General features: G+C 63.0%; 18 protein-coding genes. 5 read left to right on the top strand and 13 right to left on the bottom strand.

Features of this window, described 5'->3' with window-relative positions; translation table 11 throughout:
- Window positions 1-88: 88 nt before the first annotated feature.
- The 4 genes from ACSQ3G_RS07095 to ACSQ3G_RS07080 all read right to left on the bottom strand — a co-directional run bounded on the left by ACSQ3G_RS07095 (window position 89) and on the right by ACSQ3G_RS07080 (window position 3,648).
- Window positions 89-325, bottom strand: coding sequence for a hypothetical protein (locus ACSQ3G_RS07095; RefSeq protein ID WP_436109512.1), 237 nt, complete (start codon window positions 323-325; stop codon window positions 89-91).
- A 173-nt stretch (window positions 326-498) separates the two neighbouring features.
- Window positions 499-1,821, bottom strand: coding sequence for a homoserine dehydrogenase (locus ACSQ3G_RS07090; protein ID WP_436109511.1), 1,323 nt, complete (start codon window positions 1,819-1,821; stop codon window positions 499-501).
- 62 nt (window positions 1,822-1,883) lie between these two features.
- A complete protein-coding gene (locus tag ACSQ3G_RS07085) occupies window positions 1,884-3,101 on the bottom strand; it encodes an LL-diaminopimelate aminotransferase (RefSeq protein WP_038542482.1) in 1,218 nt (405 codons plus the stop codon).
- A gap of 145 nt (window positions 3,102-3,246) precedes the next feature.
- Window positions 3,247-3,648: a hypothetical protein gene (locus ACSQ3G_RS07080; RefSeq protein WP_436109510.1), complete on the bottom strand. Its 402-nt coding sequence runs from the start codon at window positions 3,646-3,648 to the stop codon at window positions 3,247-3,249.
- 122 nt (window positions 3,649-3,770) lie between these two features.
- Here ACSQ3G_RS07080 and ACSQ3G_RS07075 point away from each other — a divergent pair, with 122 nt between their 5' ends.
- Both ACSQ3G_RS07075 and sfsA read left to right on the top strand, forming a co-directional pair.
- A complete protein-coding gene (locus tag ACSQ3G_RS07075) occupies window positions 3,771-5,618 on the top strand; it encodes a PHA/PHB synthase family protein (RefSeq protein WP_436109509.1) in 1,848 nt (615 codons plus the stop codon).
- A gap of 11 nt (window positions 5,619-5,629) precedes the next feature.
- Entirely contained in the window at window positions 5,630-6,337 is a 708-nt protein-coding gene (gene sfsA / locus ACSQ3G_RS07070) for a DNA/RNA nuclease SfsA (protein WP_436109508.1), read from the top strand.
- On the opposite strand, the gene ACSQ3G_RS07065 is transcribed toward sfsA, so the two are convergent.
- Window positions 6,334-6,615 (bottom strand): type II toxin-antitoxin system RelE family toxin, encoded by a 282-nt coding sequence (locus tag ACSQ3G_RS07065; protein ID WP_436109507.1) that lies wholly within the window; start codon window positions 6,613-6,615, stop codon window positions 6,334-6,336. The genes sfsA and ACSQ3G_RS07065 overlap by 4 nt on opposite strands.
- A complete protein-coding gene (locus tag ACSQ3G_RS07060; protein WP_436109506.1) occupies window positions 6,605-6,853 on the bottom strand; it encodes a type II toxin-antitoxin system Phd/YefM family antitoxin in 249 nt (82 codons plus the stop codon). Before ACSQ3G_RS07060 ends, ACSQ3G_RS07065 begins: the two co-directional genes overlap by 11 nt.
- 176 nt (window positions 6,854-7,029) lie before the next feature.
- Between ACSQ3G_RS07060 and map the strand changes: the two genes are divergently transcribed.
- Entirely contained in the window at window positions 7,030-7,866 is an 837-nt protein-coding gene (map, locus tag ACSQ3G_RS07055; RefSeq protein ID WP_046667929.1) for a type I methionyl aminopeptidase, read from the top strand.
- Between the two features lie 3 nt (window positions 7,867-7,869).
- Window positions 7,870-8,673, top strand: coding sequence for a RadC family protein (gene radC / locus ACSQ3G_RS07050; RefSeq protein WP_105419232.1), 804 nt, complete (start codon window positions 7,870-7,872; stop codon window positions 8,671-8,673).
- A gap of 12 nt (window positions 8,674-8,685) precedes the next feature.
- On the opposite strand, the gene ACSQ3G_RS07045 is transcribed toward radC, so the two are convergent.
- Complete coding sequence (locus ACSQ3G_RS07045; protein WP_436109505.1) at window positions 8,686-9,573, bottom strand: SDR family oxidoreductase; 888 nt, start codon at window positions 9,571-9,573, stop codon at window positions 8,686-8,688.
- A 98-nt stretch (window positions 9,574-9,671) separates the two neighbouring features.
- On the opposite strand from ACSQ3G_RS07045, the gene ACSQ3G_RS07040 reads away from it, so the two are divergent.
- Complete coding sequence (locus ACSQ3G_RS07040; RefSeq protein ID WP_436109504.1) at window positions 9,672-10,511, top strand: helix-turn-helix transcriptional regulator; 840 nt, start codon at window positions 9,672-9,674, stop codon at window positions 10,509-10,511.
- A gap of 10 nt (window positions 10,512-10,521) precedes the next feature.
- Here the strand turns inward: ACSQ3G_RS07040 and ACSQ3G_RS07035 are convergent, their stop codons facing one another.
- The 6 genes from ACSQ3G_RS07035 to ACSQ3G_RS07010 form a co-directional block, all read right to left on the bottom strand.
- On the bottom strand, window positions 10,522-12,333 hold the full coding sequence (locus ACSQ3G_RS07035; protein WP_436109503.1) for an ABC transporter ATP-binding protein: 1,812 nt from the start codon (window positions 12,331-12,333) through the stop codon (window positions 10,522-10,524).
- Between the two features lie 26 nt (window positions 12,334-12,359).
- Window positions 12,360-13,124, bottom strand: a complete 765-nt coding sequence (locus ACSQ3G_RS07030; RefSeq protein ID WP_436109502.1) for a DUF1028 domain-containing protein — start codon at window positions 13,122-13,124, stop codon at window positions 12,360-12,362.
- A gap of 2 nt (window positions 13,125-13,126) precedes the next feature.
- Window positions 13,127-14,911 carry a gamma-glutamyltransferase family protein gene (locus ACSQ3G_RS07025; protein WP_436109501.1) on the bottom strand — a complete coding sequence of 595 codons (1,785 nt, stop codon included), beginning with the start codon at window positions 14,909-14,911 and terminating at the stop codon, window positions 13,127-13,129.
- 36 nt (window positions 14,912-14,947) lie between these two features.
- Window positions 14,948-15,823, bottom strand: coding sequence for an ABC transporter permease (locus ACSQ3G_RS07020; RefSeq protein ID WP_436109500.1), 876 nt, complete (start codon window positions 15,821-15,823; stop codon window positions 14,948-14,950).
- On the bottom strand, window positions 15,820-16,767 hold the full coding sequence (locus ACSQ3G_RS07015) for an ABC transporter permease (RefSeq protein WP_046636853.1): 948 nt from the start codon (window positions 16,765-16,767) through the stop codon (window positions 15,820-15,822). The genes ACSQ3G_RS07020 and ACSQ3G_RS07015 overlap by 4 nt, the downstream gene beginning before the upstream one ends.
- An 84-nt stretch (window positions 16,768-16,851) precedes the next feature.
- On the bottom strand, window positions 16,852-18,357 hold the full coding sequence (locus tag ACSQ3G_RS07010) for an ABC transporter substrate-binding protein (protein WP_436111680.1): 1,506 nt from the start codon (window positions 18,355-18,357) through the stop codon (window positions 16,852-16,854).
- Window positions 18,358-18,387 lie beyond the last annotated feature (30 nt).

The following is an 18,387-nucleotide window of genomic DNA, read 5'->3' as shown; positions in this document are numbered from 1 at the left end:
GCAGCGCTTTTAGCGTATCGCGAGAGCAAGAGGAATCGCTTTGACGGGATTGCCGGTCGGATCTCGCAATCTTTCGATAGCCGGCCGGTCACAGCATCGACCAGACGAATGCCGAGCCGCTGATGCCGGCCGCGACTGCGAAGAACACAAGCAGGAAAACAAAACCCCGCCGCCCTTCAAGACCATCACCACGCGGCTGATCATTGGCATGGGCGAAACGCATGGTCGGAGAGCCATGTGGCTCGGGGCGGACGCCGCTGAGTTGCAGCCGGTATCCCTTGTTCCGCGTGCTCATTTTCCGCGTATTCACGGCCCGCATCTTCATGGCGATCGCGCAAGCCTCCTCGACAGTGATTGCCAGCGACAATCTACGTCCGGAGGCCCCGGAGCGGCCAGCCAGTGAGCCTTTGCGGCCTTGCTTTTCACAGACGTTCTGGAAAGGTTCCGGCGTTACCCACAGGAAACGGCAGCGCCGGCTTCTCGAAGCGACGTGTTTTTTTAAAAAGCCTTGGGCCGTTCGATGCGAATCACCTGGGGCTCGCCGACGAGATAGCTTTCCGCCTTGATCGCGTCGACCGCCTTGCGGATCGAATCCTCCATCGTCGCATGGGTGACGAGAATGATCGTCTTCGGCGTGTCCGTCGCGGCGTCCGGCTTGGCCCGCTGCATGATCGATTCCAGCGAGATGCCGTTCTCGGCCATACGGGCAGCGATACTGGCAAAGACGCCGGTGCGGTCGGCGACCGTCAGGCGGATAAAATAACCACCCTCATGGCTCTGCATGCGGGCGCGCTTGTAGGGCGCCAGCGACGCCGCCGGTGTGCCGAGGACCGGAACACGCTGAGCGCCCGGGCTGCTCTTGGCAATGTCGGCGATATCGCCGAGAACGGCGGAAGCGGTCGCGTTGCCGCCGGCGCCGGGACCGACCATCAGCAGTTCACCGAGGATATCGGATTCGATCGCCACCGCATTGGTGACGCCGTCGACCTGGGCGATCACCGAGTCGTGCGGCACCATGGTCGGATGGACCCGCTGCTCGATGCCGCTGTCAGTCAACTGGGCGACGCCCAGAAGCTTGATGCGGTAGCCGAGATCGGCGGCCGCGTGGATGTCCTCGATCGAGATGTTGCTGATGCCCTCGAGATAGATCTCGTCGGCGGCGATCTGCGTGCCGAAGGCGAGCGTCGTCAGGATGGCAAGCTTGTGGGCCGTGTCGTTACCCTCGATATCGAAGGCCGGATCGGCCTCCGCATAACCAAGCCGCTGGGCTTCCTTGAGGCAATCGGCAAACGACAGGCCTTCCTTCTCCATCCGGGTCAGGATGTAGTTGCAGGTGCCGTTCATGATGCCGTAGACGCGCGAGACCGTGTTGCCGGTCAGGGATTCACGAAGCGCCTTGATGACAGGGATGCCGCCGGCGACGGCCGCTTCGAAATTGAGAAGGACGCTCTTTTCTTCGGCGATCTTTGCAAGCTCGACACCGGAGGCGGCAAGCAGCGCCTTGTTGGCCGTCACCACATGGAGACCACGGGTCAGTGCCGCCCGCACGGAATCGGCGGCAGCCCCCGAGGCGCCGCCCATCAGTTCCACGAAGACGTCGATATCGGCCTCGTTGGCCATTTTTTCCGGCGTGTCGAACCAGGTGATGCCTGAAATATCGATGCCGCGGTCGCGCGACCTGTCGCGTGCCGTGACCGCCGTGATCTCGATCGCACGGCCGCACGTCGTTGCCAATTCATTCGCGCGGGTCTGGATGATCCGGACGAGCGAGGCACCCACAGTGCCGAGACCCGCAATGCCGACTTTGAGGGCGTCTGCCATGCTATTCTTCCTGATTGCCTGGAGGTGGCGGCCCGTCGGGGCCGCCGGAAATGCTGTTTCGATCAGCGGCGCGTGTTGAGCGAGATGACGTTGTGCATCGTCTCGTCGGCCGTCGACAGGAACTTCTTGATATTGCGGGCCGCCTGACGGATGCGGTGTTCGTTCTCGACCAGTGCCAGACGAACATAGTCGTCGCCCATCTCGCCGAAACCGATGCCCGGCGCAACCGCGACGTCCGCCTTCTCGACGAGGAGCTTCGAGAATTCGAGGCTGCCGAGGTGGCGGAACTTTTCCGGGATCTTCGCCCAGGCGAACATGGTGGCTGCCGGCGGCGGCACTTCGAAACCGGCCTTGCCGAAGCTGTCGACCATCACGTCGCGGCGGCGCTTGTAGACGTTGCGGACTTCCGCGATGTCGGAACCGTCGCCGTTGAGGGCATGGGTAGCGGCGACCTGGATCGGCGTGAAGGCGCCGTAGTCGAGATACGACTTGACGCGGGTCAGCGCCGAAATCAGCCGCTCGTTGCCGACCGCAAAGCCGATGCGCCAGCCGGGCATGGAGAAGGTCTTCGACATCGAGGTGAACTCGACGGCGATATCCATCGCGCCGGGTACCTGCAGCACGGACGGTGGCGGCTCGCCGTCGAAGTAGATTTCCGAATAGGCAAGGTCCGACAGCACGATGATGTCGTGCTTCTTGGCGAAGCTCACGACTTCCTTATAGAAGTCCAGCGAGGCGACATGCGCCGTCGGGTTGGACGGATAGTTGAGGATCAGCGCCAAGGGTTTTGGGATCGAATGCTTCACCGCGCGTTCAAGCGGCGGAAAGAAGCTGTCGTCCGGTTCGACCGACATGGAGCGGATCACGCCGCCGGCCATCAGGAAGCCGAAGGCATGGATCGGATAGGTCGGGTTCGGGCAGAGGATAACGTCGCCGGGCGCGGTGATCGCCTGCGCCATGTTGGCGAAGCCTTCCTTGGAGCCGAGCGTCGCGACGACCTGGGTATCCGGGTTGAGCTTCACGCCGAAACGGCGGGCATAATAGGCAGCCTGGGCGCGGCGCAGGCCCGGAATGCCCTTGGACGACGAATAACGATGGGTGCGCGGGTCCTGGACCACTTCGCACAGCTTGTCGACGATCGCCTTCGGGGTCGGAAGGTCGGGATTGCCCATGCCGAGATCGATAATGTCCGCGCCACCCGCTCGCGCGCTGGCCTTCAAACGGTTGACCTGTTCGAAGACGTATGGTGGCAGGCGTCGGACTTTATGAAACTCTTCCATCTTTCTCCCCGTGGAAGGCGCGCAGCGTCAGACGCGACGCGCCGGTGTCGCATGATTGGCGATTTTTTGCTTTGCGACCAAAAGCGCCGAAAGGCAAGTGCTATTTGCCGATATCGAGTTGCCCGGATGACTTGGTTTGCCGGGACTACCTGGAGATATTGGCCAATGCGTCCTTGCCATGCTCGGCGGCGAGCTTGCGGTATTCGGCGACCCGGCGCTGATATTCGGCTTCCGAGATCGAGCCCGACCTGCGCAGGCGGGCGAGCGACGCAAGGCGCGGCTCGGTCTTGTTGTAATCCTCGTCCTCGATCTGCTCGGCCGCAGCGCGCAGCGTCGGATCGAAGCTCGGATAGACACCGGTGTTCTGCCTGGTGACAGGGCCTGGCGGCGGCGCGGTCTTGGTCTGGACGACCACGGCCGGCGGTGCGGTGTTCGGAATACCGTCATCCAGAGCAAAGGTGTTGCCGTTGCAGCCGGCCAGCAGAGAGAGCGCGCCAAGACCGATGAAAAGCGGTAAGCTGCCGATCCGATGCCTCAGTTTTTCCATTTCCGTAACCCAGTTTCCGTCATCGGCCAATGCACCTGAAGGCGCCGATCGCTGGCACTTGTATTCGCTTTCAGGCACAATGTACAAACGAAAACAACTAACAAACTGTGGGGAGGCCGCACGTGGCGGAAAAGACCGACGATAAAGGGCAGACCGGACAGGAATTTCCGGGATTCGACCCGAAATCGGTCGAGGCCTATGTGGTCAAGGACCCGCAGGCGCTCGCCATGAACTTCGCGCGGGCGCTCGAAAATCTCGGCAAAGCGGCATCGGAATGGCTCGGCCCGCGCGAACGCGGCGAGATCGGCGATTCGGCCGCCGACCCGATGACCGACCTCGTGAAGACCCTCTCCAAGGTCACCGAATACTGGATTTCGGATCCGAAGCGGACGCTCGAAGCCCAGACCCTGCTGTTTTCCAGCTATATTGGCATCTGGACGCGCACGCTCGGGCAATTCACGGGCCAGCCGGCCGAGCTCGCGGCGGACATCTTGCCAAAGGACAAGCGGTTCGCCGACGACGACTGGGCAAAGAACCCGTTCTTCGCCCTCCTCCGGCAGCTCTACCTCGTCACCGCCTCCTGGGCCGACAAACTGGTCAACGAAGCCGAAGGGCTCGACGAGCACACCCGGCACAAGGCCGCCTTCTACGTGAAGCAGGTGACGGCCGCCCTTTCGCCGGCCAATTTCGCTCTCACCAATCCGGAAGTGTATCGCGAGACGGTCGCCAGCAATGGCGCCAACCTGGTGGCGGGCATGAAGATGTTCGCCGAGGACATCGCCGCCGGAGGTGGTGACCTCAGGCTGCGCCATACCGACGCGACCAAGTTTGCAATCGGCCGCAACATGGCGCTGACGCCGGGCAAGGTGATCGCCCAGAGCGAGGTGTGCGAAGTCATCCAGTACGAGCCGTCGACCGAAACGGTGCTCAAGCGCCCTCTCCTCATCTGCCCGCCGTGGATCAACAAGTTCTACATTCTCGACCTCAATCCGCAGAAGAGCTTCATCAAGTGGTGCGTCGACCAGGGCCATACGGTCTTCGTGATCTCCTGGGTCAATCCGGATGAACGCCACGCGAAGAAGGACTGGGAATCCTACATGCGCGAGGGGATCGACTTCGCGCTGACTACGGTCGAGAAGGCTACCGGCGAAAAGCAGGTCAACGCGATCGGTTATTGCGTCGGCGGAACGCTGCTTGCCGCGACGCTTGCCTATCACGCGCAGAAAAAGAACAGCCGCATCGCATCGGTGACCTTCCTCACCACCCAGGTGGATTTCACCCATGCGGGCGATCTCAAGGTCTTCGTCGACGAAGAACAGATCGCCGCGATCGAAAAGCATATGCACACGATCGGCTATCTCGACGGCTCGAAGATGGCGACCGCCTTCAACATGCTGCGCGCCTCCGAGCTTATCTGGCCCTATGTCGTCAGTAATTACCTGAAGGGCCAGGAGCCGATGCCATTCGACCTGCTCTACTGGAATTCCGACAGTACGCGCATGGCGGCCGCCAACCACGCCTATTACCTGCGCAACTGCTATCTCGACAACAATCTGAGCAAGGGCGAAATGAAGCTCGCGGGAAAGACGATCTCGCTGAAGGACATCAAGATCCCGGTCTACAATCTCGCCACCCGGGAGGACCATATCGCGCCGCCGAAATCGGTCTTTCTCGGCTCCTCGCTGTTCGGCGGCCCTGTGGATTTCGTGCTGACCGGTTCGGGCCACATCGCCGGCGTCGTCAACCCGCCCGACAAGCAGAAGTACCAGTACTGGACAGGCGGCAAGGCCGAAGGCCAGTATGAAGACTGGCTGACGGATGCCGAGGAAAACAAGGGATCCTGGTGGCCGCACTGGCATGCCTGGGCCGAGGCAAAGGACGACGAGCGCGTGCCGGCCCGCAAGCCCGGCGGCAAGGCGCTCAATGCGATTGCCGATGCGCCCGGCACCTACGTGCTCGAGCGCGTCTGATCCTTATCCCGATGCGTTTTGATCCGCCGCTGGTGCCCGCGACCCTCCTGCAACGCTACAAACGTTTCCTGTTCGACGCCGTGCTGGAGGACGGCACGCCGTTTACCGGCTCCTGCCCCAATACCGGCTCGATGCGAGGGCTGACGACGCCGGGCTCGAAGATCTGGGTATCGCTGCACGACAGCCCCACCCGCAAATACCGGCACATGTTCGAGATGGTCGAGGTGGACGGCGAGCGCGTCGGCATCAATACCGGCCTGCCGAACCGGCTGACGGAAGAGGCGATCCGTGCCGGGCTGATTCCGAGCCTTGCCGGCTATCGGACGATCCTGCGCGAACAGCGCTACGGTCGCAATTCGCGCATCGACTTCCTGCTTCTGGATGGCGACCTGCCGAATGCTTACGTGGAGGTCAAGAACGTCCATTTCTGCCGTGAGCCGGGGCTGGCGGAATTTCCCGATACCGTCACCAAACGCGGCGCCAAACATCTGGAAGAGCTGGGCGACATGGCGGAGGCCGGTCACCGGGCGGTGATGATCTACCTCATCCAGCGGCACGACTGCTCGCGTTTCCGTATCTGCGGAGATCTCGACCCATTCTATGCGCTCGCCTTCGAGCGCGCCAAGTCCCGCGGCGTCGAGGCCTATGCATTGCATTGCCGCGTTTCGCCGGAGGAAATAACGCCTGCGGGGCTGATCCCGGTCGAAGATCTCGGCTAGCGCTTTTCGGCTGCCTTATAAACCGCGTCTCGATCCCGCCGACCGACGGCGACTACCAGTACGACCAGTTGCGCATCTCGAACCTCATAGACGAGGCGATAGCCGATGGACCGCAGCTTAATCTTGTAACGGTTCTTGGATTCATGAAGCTGGGCGGCAGCGACGCGCGGATTTTCGACACGCTCGGTCAACTTCTTCTTGAACTGCTCACGGATGTTCGAGTCGAGCTTGCGCCATTCCTTCAGCGCAACATCGAGAAACGCGAGCTCATAGCTCATCCAGCGTTACCTTGATGACAGTCTCGCCTGCGCGGCTGTCGGCCAGTGCGTTGAGCTCAAAGTCTTCCAACCGGTCCATCATCGCTTCGTAAGCCTTTGCAGGCACGCAATAGAAGGCGGGCTCGTTGCGATTGAGGATGGCGACAGGGGCTCCGTCTCCTGCTGCGACGGTACCCATGGGGTTGCGCTTCAGCTCGGAAACGCTGGCGGTGACTTCGGCGAGGACGACGCTGACCATGGTGACTCCAGGTGCTCCAATTCGCACCTTATATAGACCTATAAGAAGTACTTTAAAAGGCTCTCTTCAAATCATCCCGTTCGGATTGTCGGGAAGAAAAGCGCTGAAATCTCCGATCGCCATGGACGAACCGGGCCTGGCTGCTTTATGAACGGAGAGATTGCGAGAGAAGAACCATGGTCAACTATATCGAGGCGGTTTCCGCCCCCCTGAAGAATACGGGTGCGATCCGCCTCTATGGTGCGGAGGACTTTGCCGGCATGCGCAAGGCCTGCCTGCTGACCGCGCGCTGCCTCGACGAGCTTGCCTCGATCGTGCAGCCCGGGGTCACCACCAACGCGATAGACCGCTTCGTCTTCGAGTTCGGCATGGACCACGGGGCGCTGCCGGCGACGCTGAACTATCGCGGCTACACGAAATCCTCCTGCACCTCGATCAATCACGTCGTCTGCCACGGCATTCCGGACGACAAGCCTTTGCGGGAAGGCGATATCGTCAATATCGACGTCACCTATATCCTCGACGGCTGGCACGGGGATTCGAGCCGCATGTATCCGGTGGGCGGGATCAAGCGCGCCTCCGAGCGCCTGCTCGAAGTCACCTACGAATGCCTGATGCGCGGCATCGAGGCGGTGCGTCCGGGCGCCCGCACCGGCGCGATCGGCGAGGCGATCCAGACCTATGCGGAAGCGGAACGCTGCTCGGTGGTGCGGGATTTCTGCGGCCATGGGGTCGGCCGGCTTTTCCACGACTCGCCGAACATCCTCCATTACGGCCGCGCCGACGAGGGTCCGGAGATGAAGGAAGGCATGATCTTCACCATCGAGCCGATGATCAATCTCGGCAAGCCGCATGTGAAGGTGCTTTCCGACGGCTGGACGGCTGTCACCCGCGACCGGTCGCTGTCGGCGCAATACGAACATGCGATCGGCGTCACCGCCACCGGCTGCGAGATCTTCACCTTGTCGCCTGGAGGTTTCGACCGACCCGGCCTGCCACCGCTTTCGAGGTAGGGGATGGCCAGCCGCTCCGCTCCTCCACCGGACGAACAGACGTCCTTCATCGAGGACGAGCGCGGCTTTTTCGCCGAACAGCTGACCAAGCCGAAAGCCATCAAGAAACCGGCCTCGATGGACGACGAAGAGCCGGGTGCGCATTACCACGGGCACCGCGAGCGCCTCAAAACCAAGTATCGCGAACATGGCGATACCGGACTTGCCGACTATGAAATCCTTGAACTCCTGCTGTTCCGGTCGATCCCGCGCCGCGATACGAAACCGCTTGCCAAGGCGCTGATCGCCCGGTTCGGAACCCTTGCCGGAGTCATGGGGGCGCCGCTCGGACTGCTGCAGGAGGTCAAGGGCGTCGGCGAGGCGGTGGCGCTCGACCTGAAGCTCGTCGCGACCGTCGGTCACCGGATGCTGAAAAGCGAGCTGCGCGGCAAGCAGGTCCTGTCCTCCTGGTCTTCCGTCATCGATTATTGCCATGCGATCATGGCCTACGAGCCACGCGAACAGTTCCGCATCCTGTTCCTCGACAAGCGGAATGCGCTGATCGCCGACGAGGTGCAAGGCCACGGTACCGTCGACCATACGCCTGTCTATCCGCGCGAAGTCGTGCGCCGGGCGCTCGAACTGTCGGCGACCGCGATCATCCTCGTGCACAACCATCCGAGCGGCGATCCAACCCCGTCGCGCGCCGATATCGACATGACCAAGACGATCGTCGACACCGCAAAACCTCTCGGCATCACGGTGCACGACCACATCATCATCGGCAAGGATGGGCATGTCAGCCTGAAGGGGTTGAGGCTGATCTGAGTTTTCGCTGCCTCAGGCAGCGAAATAGGCTTCCCGGTCCAGATCCGCGATCAATCCCGGTCGAGTAGGTTGCCAGTCCAGCTGTTCCCGGGTCCAGGCGCTCGAAGCCCGGTTGTCGATTCCCACGAAATGCGCGAACCACCCGAAATGTTCGGCCGCCTCGTCGTGCGATTTTGCGACCACCGGCAGGTTCAGCCGCTTTCCGATCACGCCGGCAATATCGCGGAACGGAATACCCTCATCGGCGACCGCATGATACCGCGCGCCCGCAACGCCCTTCTCCAGCACGAGCCTGTACAGCCTGGCAGCGTCGAACCGGTGCACTGCGGGCCATTGGTTGGCGCCATCGCCGACGTAGGCCGAGACGCCTTTCCGGCGGGCCGTGTCGATGAGGATCGGGACGAAGCCGTGGTCGCCGTCGCCATGCACCGAAGGCGGAAGTCGGACGACCGACACGCGCGGGCCCGAGGTCACCGAGAATGCAGTCTGTTCCGAGACGCGCGGAACCGGTGAGCCGTAGGCGGGCGGCGTTTCTTCGGTCGCCAGTTGGCCCGGCGAAAGCAGGCCGGTGCCGGAGGTGACGATCAGGGGCCGGTCGGTGCCGGCGAGTGCATCGCCAAGCGCTTCGATGGCGCGCCGATCGATCTCGCAACTCTCCCTGAATTTCGAGAAGTCGTGGATGAAGCCGGTGTGGATGACGGCGTTCGAAACGGCAGCTCCGCGCTTCAGGCTCTCCAGATCCTCCAGGGCGCCGCGATGCACCTCGGCGCCGGCGATCGCAAGCGCCTCGGCGGAAGCATCCGAGCGTGCAAGGCCCAGGACCTGATGGCCTGCCTCGATCAGCTCCTTGACGACGGCGGAGCCGACGAACCCGGTCGCGCCGGTTACAAAAACACGCATGATAGTCCTCTTCAGTTGTCTGACGAGGCTGTGATAGGGTTTTACGGATGGCGAAAAAGCCGTGACGACTTACCGGTATAGGTACTAACAGGCTGAGCATGTCGACGATTGAGGACGAAAACCTTCTCGGAAACTATCTGAAGGACCGCCGGGCCAAATTGAACCCGGCCGCCTTCGGAATACCCTCGACACGCCGGCGCACGCCCGGCCTTCGGCGCGAAGAAGTGGCACAGCGCGCCAATGTCAGCGCCACCTGGTACACCTGGCTCGAACAGGGCCGCGGCGGCGCGCCTTCTGCGGATGTGCTCGACCGGCTCGCCATGGCCCTGTCGCTGAACGATGCCGAGCGCGAGCATCTTTTCCTGCTGGCGCAGCACCGGCCGCCCGAAATGCATTTCCGATCTTTCGAGCCTGTCACTCCGCAGCTTCAGCGCGTGCTCGATTCGCTGGTCTACAGCCCAGCCGTCGTGCGCACGCCGCTCTGGGACGTCGTCGCCTGGAACGACGCGGCAGCGGTGGTGATGACCGACTATGCCACCCTGCCGCCGGAAGAACGCAACATTCTGAAGCTGATCTTCCTCAACGACCGCGTCCGGGGGCATATGGTCAACTGGGAGCGTGACGCGCGTTCTGCCGTCGCCGCCTTCCGTGCCGAAGCGGCCCGCATCGGCGCGTCGGAGGCGGTTCAGGCACTGGTCGGCGAACTCGGCAACGCAAGCGCCGAGTTCCAAGCCATCTGGCGGGACTACGATATCCAGAGCTACGGCGCAGGCCTCAAGCACTTCCGTCACGAGACGGCTGGCGATCTCATGCTCGAATATTCATCCTTCACAGTCGACGGCCGGCCGGACCTCGGCCTCGTCATCTTCAATCCGGTCACGGCGGACGATGCCAAAAGGATCAGGGCGCTCGTCGAGAGCCGCAGGGCAGCCGCCTGAGCGCCTGCCCTTAGGCCACCTGCACCAGATGGCCTTCGGAAACCTCGCGATACTGGCGTGCCGGCGGCTGGAAACCCATCGGACGAACCGGGCTCTTCAGCTCGTCGTTGGAAATGCCCCGGCGGATGCCGCGGCGGACCGGATCCGGCACCGGAACGGCTGCCATCAGCTTCCTCGTATAAGGATGCTGCGGATTGTCGAAGACCGCGGCGCGCGGGCCGATCTCGACGATCTCGCCGAGATACATGACCGCCACCCGATGGCTGACCCGTTCGACGACCGCCATATCGTGGCTGATGAACAGGAATGCGAGGTTGAGGCTCTGCTGCAGGTCGAGGAGCAGGTTGCAGACCTGTGCCTTGATCGACACGTCGAGCGCCGAGACGCTTTCGTCGGCGACGATCACCTTCGGATCGAGCGACAGAGCGCGGGCAATGGCGATGCGCTGGCGCTGGCCGCCGGAAAATTCATGCGGATAACGGCCTGCCATGTCGGGCGACAGGCCGACCTTGCGGAGCAGGTCGGCGGTCTTTTCCTTGGCGTCCTTCGCATTGCCGAGCTTGTGCTTGACGAAGGGCTCGGAGATTGCGGCGCCGACCGTCATGCGCGGGTTGAGCGACGAGAACGGATCCTGGAAGATCATCTGGATGGTCTTGCGCATGTCGCGCAGGCCCGTCTGGTCGAGGCGCAGGACGTCGTAGCCATCGAGCGCCACGTCGCCGCTGGTGGGCTCGATCAGCCGCATGATCGAGCGGCCGGTCGTCGACTTGCCACAGCCGGATTCGCCGACCAGTGACAAGGTCTCTCCCTGGAAGAGATCGAAGGAAATGTTCTCGACAGCGTGGACGGAGCCCGTCTGCGTCGCGAACAGGCCGGAGCGGACGGCGAAGCGGGTGACGAGGTTCTTGACGGCCAGTACCGGGGTTTTTCGGGTATCGACCGTACCGGCGACTTCTTTGGGCTCGGCGGTCTCGCCGGTAGCGATGTCGACGACCGGGAAACGGGTCGGCCATTTGCGGTCCTGCATCGAGCCGAGCCGCGGCACGGCGGAGAGAAGCGCCCGCGTATACGGGTGCTTGCCGCGATGAAAGATCTCCTCGGTCGGGCCGCTTTCGACCGCCTCGCCGCGATACATGACGATGGTGCGGTCGGCGATCTCGGCGACGACGCCCATGTCATGGGTGATGAAGAGCACCGACATGCCCTCCTCTTCCTGCAATACCTTGATCAGGTCGAGGATCTGTCCCTGGATGGTGACATCGAGCGCGGTCGTCGGTTCGTCGGCGATCAGCAGCCTCGGCTTCGAGGCCAAGGCCATGGCGATCATCACGCGCTGGCGCATGCCTCCGGAGAACTGGTGCGGATAGTCATCGAACCGGGCGCCTGCGTTCGGGATGCGGACCTTTTCGAGCAGCCGCACGGTTTCGGCGCGCGCCTGGGCCTTCGACAGTCCCTTGTGGCGCGTCAGCACTTCCGAGATTTGCCGCCCGATCGTGAAGATCGGGTTGAGCGAAGTCATCGGCTCCTGGAAGATCATCGAGGCGTCGTTGCCGCGCACACCCCGCATCTCCTTTTCGGAGATCGACAGGAGATCCCGGCCGGAGAGCAGGATGCTGCCCTCGATCTTGCTCGTGTTGGCCGCAAGCAGCCGCATGATCGACAGCGAGGTGACGCTCTTGCCGGAGCCGCTTTCGCCGACGATCGCGACCGTCTCGCCCGGATGCACATCGAAGGAGACGTCGCGGACGACGCTTTTCCATTCGCCGTCGACGAGGAAGGATGTCGTCAGGTTCCTGACGGAAAGAACAGGTGTCTCGGTCATTGGGGCTTCCGTCTTGGGGGCTTCCGTCATTGGGGCTTCCAGGGAGTGGCAAAGGAGGCCGAGGCGCGGCCTTCCGCTTCGCGGGCGGCTTCCAGCTCGGCGATCTTCTGGTCGATGACCCGGCGGTCGATCATGCCGTGCGGGTTTTCGCGGGTCGGCATAGTTTCGGCGACATGCAGGAACCGTTCCTGCGCTACCGCATAGAGCCGGCGCAGTTCGCTGAGCGGATCGGCGTGGTCGTCGGCATTGATGCGCAGCCAGGGGTAATCCTGGTCGCGATAGAGAACCATGGCGGCAGACTGCTTGCCGCGCTTGTCGCCGCCGGCGGCCTCGCCTGCATCCATAGCCGCAAGCAGGCGCTCGGCGAGCGGCGCGCCTTCGTCCGCCTTTTGCTTATAGACCCGCAGCGTCTCGGCGATCACCTGCGGCCCGGCCAGCATGTTGCCGGCAACGGAGACGTTGTCGTCGACAAGATGGCCGGCCCAGTCGACGCAGATTTCGCCGGTATAGGCGGCGTTGCGGCCGTTGGCGTCAATCAGGTGGAACTGGCGCTGGCGGCGACCGTCATCGCGCGCCGTCAGCGTCTCAATGATCTCCTGCGGGCTCTTGCCCTCTTCCAGCAGCTTCAGTCCATCCGTGCCGTAGAGCGGGCTGACGAAGGCCTGGGTGGCGACAGCGCCTACCCTGCCCTTGATATGCGGGACTGCGGCGCCGACCGCGAAGAAGCGGCTGGCGACCGAGATTCCGAAGTGACCCGTCTCCGGATCGCGTGCGACGATCGACCAGGTCATGGCTATCTCCCAACCGCGTAGGCCTGCATCAGGCGCGGCGTTGCCGCGGCCCGCAGCAATCCATCCGCATCGCGGCGTGCCGCGGTCAGGCGGCCGACGCTCCAGGGATCGGCAACCGTGATCTGGTGGCCGCGGCTGCGCAGTTCGGCGAGCACGTCGGCACCGATATTGCTTTCCACCATGATGTTTCCCGGCTGGCTGGTGCGCGGATAGAAGGAGCCGGGGAAATGCGTGGTGTGGAACAGCGGCATGTCGATCGCCGCCTGCAGGTTCGGCTTGTGGTGGACGTATCGCAGGAAGAACGGCAGCTGCCATTGATCCTGCTGGTCCCCGCCGGGTGTGCCGAACACCAGCGTCGGGCGACCCTGATGCAGAGCCAGCGACGGGGTGAGCGTCGTGCGCGGACGTTTGCCCGGTTCCAGCGAAGTCGGCAGGCCGGGCTTCAGCCAGAACATCTGGGCGCGGGAGTTCAGGGCGAAACCGAGGCCGGGTACGATCGGCGAGGATTGCAGCCAGCCGCCCGACGGCGTGGTCGAGACCATATTGCCCCAGCGGTCGATAACGTCGATATGGACCGTATCGCCGCGCTTTTCGGTCAGGTGCGACATGGTCGGCTCATAGACCGCGCCCTTGCCGCTGACTTCGGCGAGCATTCCCATGGTGAGATCGAACTGGTGGTCGTAGCCGGGCACGCGGCCTGGCCGCAGTTCCAGCGAGGCTTGGCTGCCGATCAGCTTGCGGCGCTCGGCATTGTAACCTTCCGACAGCAGGTATTCGGTCGGGATCTGCGCGAAATCGGGATCGCCGTAATAAACTTCGCGGTCGGCGAAGGCGAGCTTCATGGCCTCGACGACGACGTGCACGAAATCCGGACCGGCCGGATCCATTGCCGAGAGGTCAAAGCCCTTCAACAGCGCCAGGGATTGCAGGAGCACCGGCCCCTGCCCCCAGGCAGGCGTCTTGGCAACGGTCCAGTCGTGATAGTCGTAGGTCTGCGGCGCCTCGACGGTCGCCTGCCAATTGGCCATGTCGTGCGCGGTCAGCACACCCTTGTGGCGGGCGCCGCTCGCATCCATGACTTCGGCCGTCGAGACGTAGCGGTCGATCGCCTCGGCCACGAAGCCGCGGTAGAAGGCGTCCCGGGCCGCCTCGATCTGGTTTTCGCGGCCGGTCTTGGCTTCAGCCTCGGCGATGAGGCGCTTCCAGGTTTCGGCGAGAACTGGGTTCTTGAAATTGCTCTGCGCTTCGGGAGCCACGCCGCCCGGAAGCCAGGTCGCGTAGGACGTCGGCCACTCGGTCTCGAAGAAGTTCGCCAGTCCCTTGATGGTGGCGGAAACGCGGGCAAGCATCGGGTGGCCGTGCTCGGCGTAATAGATCGCCGGCTCGAGCACGTCGCGCACGCTCATCGTGCCGTAGTCGCGCAGCATCAGCATCCAGCCGTCGAAGGCGCCGGGGATGACGGTCGCCAGCAGCCCGTCGCCGGGGATCAGCTTCAGGCCTTCCGACGTGTAATGCTCGATCGTCGCGCCGGCCGGTGCGGGCCCCTGGGCGCAGATGACTTCGACCTTGTCCTTCTTCTTCGAATAGAAGATGGCCGGCATGTCGCCGCCCGGGCCGCAGAGATGCGGCTCGACGATCTGCAGCACGAAGCCGGTCGCGACCGCCGCATCGAAGGCATTGCCGCCCTTTTCGAGGATCGCCATGCCGACGGCCGAAGCGATCCAGTGGGTCGAGGTGACGACCCCGAACGTGCCGAGGATTTCCGGCCGTGTGGTGAACTCAGTCATTGTGTTGGTCCTTTCAAATCTTGCTTGGCGCGGCCGTCATGCCTCGCGGGGATCCAGCGCATCGCGCAAGCCATCGCCGAGGAGATTAAAGCCGATGACGACGAGGAAGATCGCCGCGCCAGGCCACATCGCCATCCAGGGCGCCTGGCTCAGGAAATTTTTGGCGACGTTCAGCATCGAGCCCCAGGAAGGGGCTGGCGGCTGCTGGCCGAGGCCGAGGAAGGAAAGGCTCGCCTCGGCGATGATCGCGGTTGCGATCGTCAGCGTCGCCTGGACGATGATGGGGGCGAAAACGTTGGGCAGGATGTAGCGGGTCATGATTTCGAAGTGGTTCAGGCCAACAGCGCGGGCGCCTTCGACATAGTCCTCCGTCTTGACCGCCAGGACCTGACCGCGAGTCAGGCGCACGAAGATCGGCATGGCGGACAGGCCGATGGCAATCATCGCATTCATCAGGCTCGGGCCCAAAAATGCCGCCAGCGCGATCGCCATGATCAGGAAAGGCATGGCGAGCAAAGCCTCGGTGATACGCGAGATCACCATATCCACCCAGCCGCCGAAATAACCCGAGATCAGGCCGAAGGGCACGCCGATGCCGACCGCAATGGCGACCGAGAACACCCCGGCCATCAGCGATGCCTGGGCGCCCCAGATCATCCGCGAAAGGATGTCGCGGCCGAGATCGTCGGTGCCGAGCCAGTACATGGTCGAAGGTGCCTTTCGGATCGCCGTCCAGCTCGTCGCGACGGGATCGATGATCGGCAGGATCGGGGCGCTGGCCGCAAGGATTGCGAAGAACAGGACGATAACGGCGCCGACCAGCGCGCTCCTGTTCTTCTTCATCTTGCGCCAGGCGCGGCTCCTGTCGCGCTTGGCTGCCGCAACCGGCGGCGCTTGGTCGATCGTGGTCATAGGGTGGCCCTCAGACGCGGATTGAGGAGGACGTAAAGCACGTCGGCGATGAGGTTCATGAGGATGAAGCCAACTGCCGTGCACAGCACGACGCCCTGCACCACCGCATAGTCGCGGTTGAAGACAGCATCGACGATGAGCTTGCCGAAGCCCGGGATGGTGAAGATCTGCTCGGTCAGCACCGCACCGGCGAGCAGCTCCCCGAACAGCAGCGCCGACAGCGTCACGACCGGCAGGAGCGCATTGCGGAAACTGTGGCTGAGCACCACTTCGCGCGGCGACAGACCCTTGGCGCGGGCGGTGCGGATATAGTCGGCGCTGAGCACGCCGATCATCGCCGAGCGGGTATGGCGCATCAGCGTCGCCGCCAGCGCATTGCCGAGCACGAAGGCCGGCATGACCATGGTCTGCAGGGACCGGACGGGATCGACGAAGATCGACTCAAAGCCCGAGGCCGGAAGCCAGCCGAGCTGCACGGAGATCAACAGGATGAGCATGATGCCGAGCCAGAAATTCGGGATCGACAGGCCGGTCAGCGCCAGCACATTGGCGATGTAATCGATGAACGTGTTCTTCTTGACCGCGGCCAGGATGCCGATCGGTATGCCAATCAGCATGGCGAAGAACATCGCCATCACCGCGAGCTGGATCGTCACCGGCAGCTTCTGGAGGATCAGTTCCAGGACAGGCTGGTTGGTGCGCAGCGAGATGCCGAAGTCGCCGGTCAGCACGCCGCCCAGCCAATAGAAATATTGCACCACGACCGGATCGTTCAGCCGGTATTTGTCGCGCAGGAATTCGATGACCGCCGGGTCACGCTCCTCGCCGGCCATCGCCAGAATGGGATCGCCGGGCAGCAGTTTCTGCAGTGAAAACACAAAGATGGAGATGATCAGCAAGGTCGGGATGGCGACCAGCAGACGCTTTCCGATGTAGACAGGCATGACGCCGTCCCCCGTTGAGCAACATTGTTACGAAGCGATGCGGAAAAGTGCCGCATGGGTTCACTCCCATGCGGCATGGGAGGTTTAGCCCTTCTTGACGCCCTGCAGGCGGATCATGCCGTCGGGACTGGCCACGAAACCGGTAATGTTCTTCTTGTAGGCCCAGATCCAAGACTGATGGCCGAGATAGATGACCGGCATGTCTTCGTTGAGGATCACGGAAGCTGCGTCGTACTTCTGCTTGCGGACCGCATCGTCGGTCGAGGCGCGTGCTTCGTTGAGCAGCTTGTCGACGTCCGGGTTGCAGTATTTCACGTCGTTGATGCCGCCCTTGCAGCTGATGAACTGATGGATATTGCCATCAGGATCGACACGGCCGGACCAGTCGGAGCGGCTGAGCTGGAAGTTGCCGCGGGTCTGCTCTTCGAGCAGGGTGGCGAACTCGGTCGACTTCAGGCTGACGTCGAAACCGGCTTCGGCAACCATCGACTGCAGGATCTGCATCATCTGCTGGGCGACCGGATTGTTCGGGATCTGCAGCTCGACCGGGACACGATCGAAACCGGCGGCCTTGATCAGGGCCTTGGCCTTGGCGACGTCGCGGGCCGGAACCGGGATCGCCTTGTTGAACCACGGGCTGTTCGGCGGGAACGGCTGATTGCCGCCCACAGCGGTGCCTTCGTAGACGATCTGGTTCATGGCGTCGCGGTCGATCGCCAGCGAGAAGGCCTGGCGCAGGCGCTTGTCCTTGCCGAACGGATTGTCGGCGCGCGCACCGTTGGCGATATTGGCGTAAAGAGCCATGTAACCGATGTTGACGGTCGCGTCGAACTTCAGGCCCGAATTGCCCTTGACGGCAGCAACGTCGGTCGGAGCCAGGCGTTCGATGAAGTCTAGGTCGCCCGACTGCAAGTTGGCGAGGCGGACGGTCGTATCCGGGATCGGCAGGTAGGTGACCTTGTCGACGAAGATCTTGTCCTTGGCCCAGTAATCCTTGAACTTTTCGAGCACGATGCGGTCCTGCTGGACGCGCTCGACAAACTTGAACGGACCGGCGCAGACCGGCTTCGAGCCGAAATTGGCGCCGAGCGCCTTGGCGGCGGTCGGCGAGACGATCATGCCGGCGCGGTCGGAGAGCTGGGCGAGCAGCGTCACGTCCGGGGACTTCAGGGTGAACTTGACTTCCAGCGGCCCGGTCGCTTCGACCTTGGCGACGGAGGTCAGCTCGCTCTTGCGGCGCGATTCCGGCAGGGTCATGTTGCGTTCGATCGTGGCAACCACGGCGGCGGCATCGAGCGGGGTGTCGTCATGGAACTTGACGCCATCCCGGATCTTCATCGTCAGTTCCTTGCCATCGGCGGACCATTTCCACTCGGTGGCGAGCTGCGGGACGATCTTCAGGTCGGGCGAAACGTCGACCAGCTTGTCGCACATGGCGGTATAGACGATACGTCCGACGAAGGTGCGGGACTGGGCGGGATCGAGAACGTCGGCATCGTCCTGCAGGCCGATGCGCAAATCGACCGCAAGCGCCGGAAAGGCGAAAAGCGCGCCGGCCAGCAGCGCGGTCGTAAGCTTGGTAAGTCGCATCATGATGAACATTCCTCTCTTGTTTTTAGG

Origin of the sequence: Neorhizobium tomejilense (assembly GCF_964254135.1) — a bacterium.
Classification (GTDB): domain Bacteria; phylum Pseudomonadota; class Alphaproteobacteria; order Rhizobiales; family Rhizobiaceae; genus Neorhizobium; species Neorhizobium tomejilense.
The sequence above is the reverse complement of the archived record's forward strand: the minus strand, read 5'-3'. Positions and strand labels throughout refer to the sequence as shown.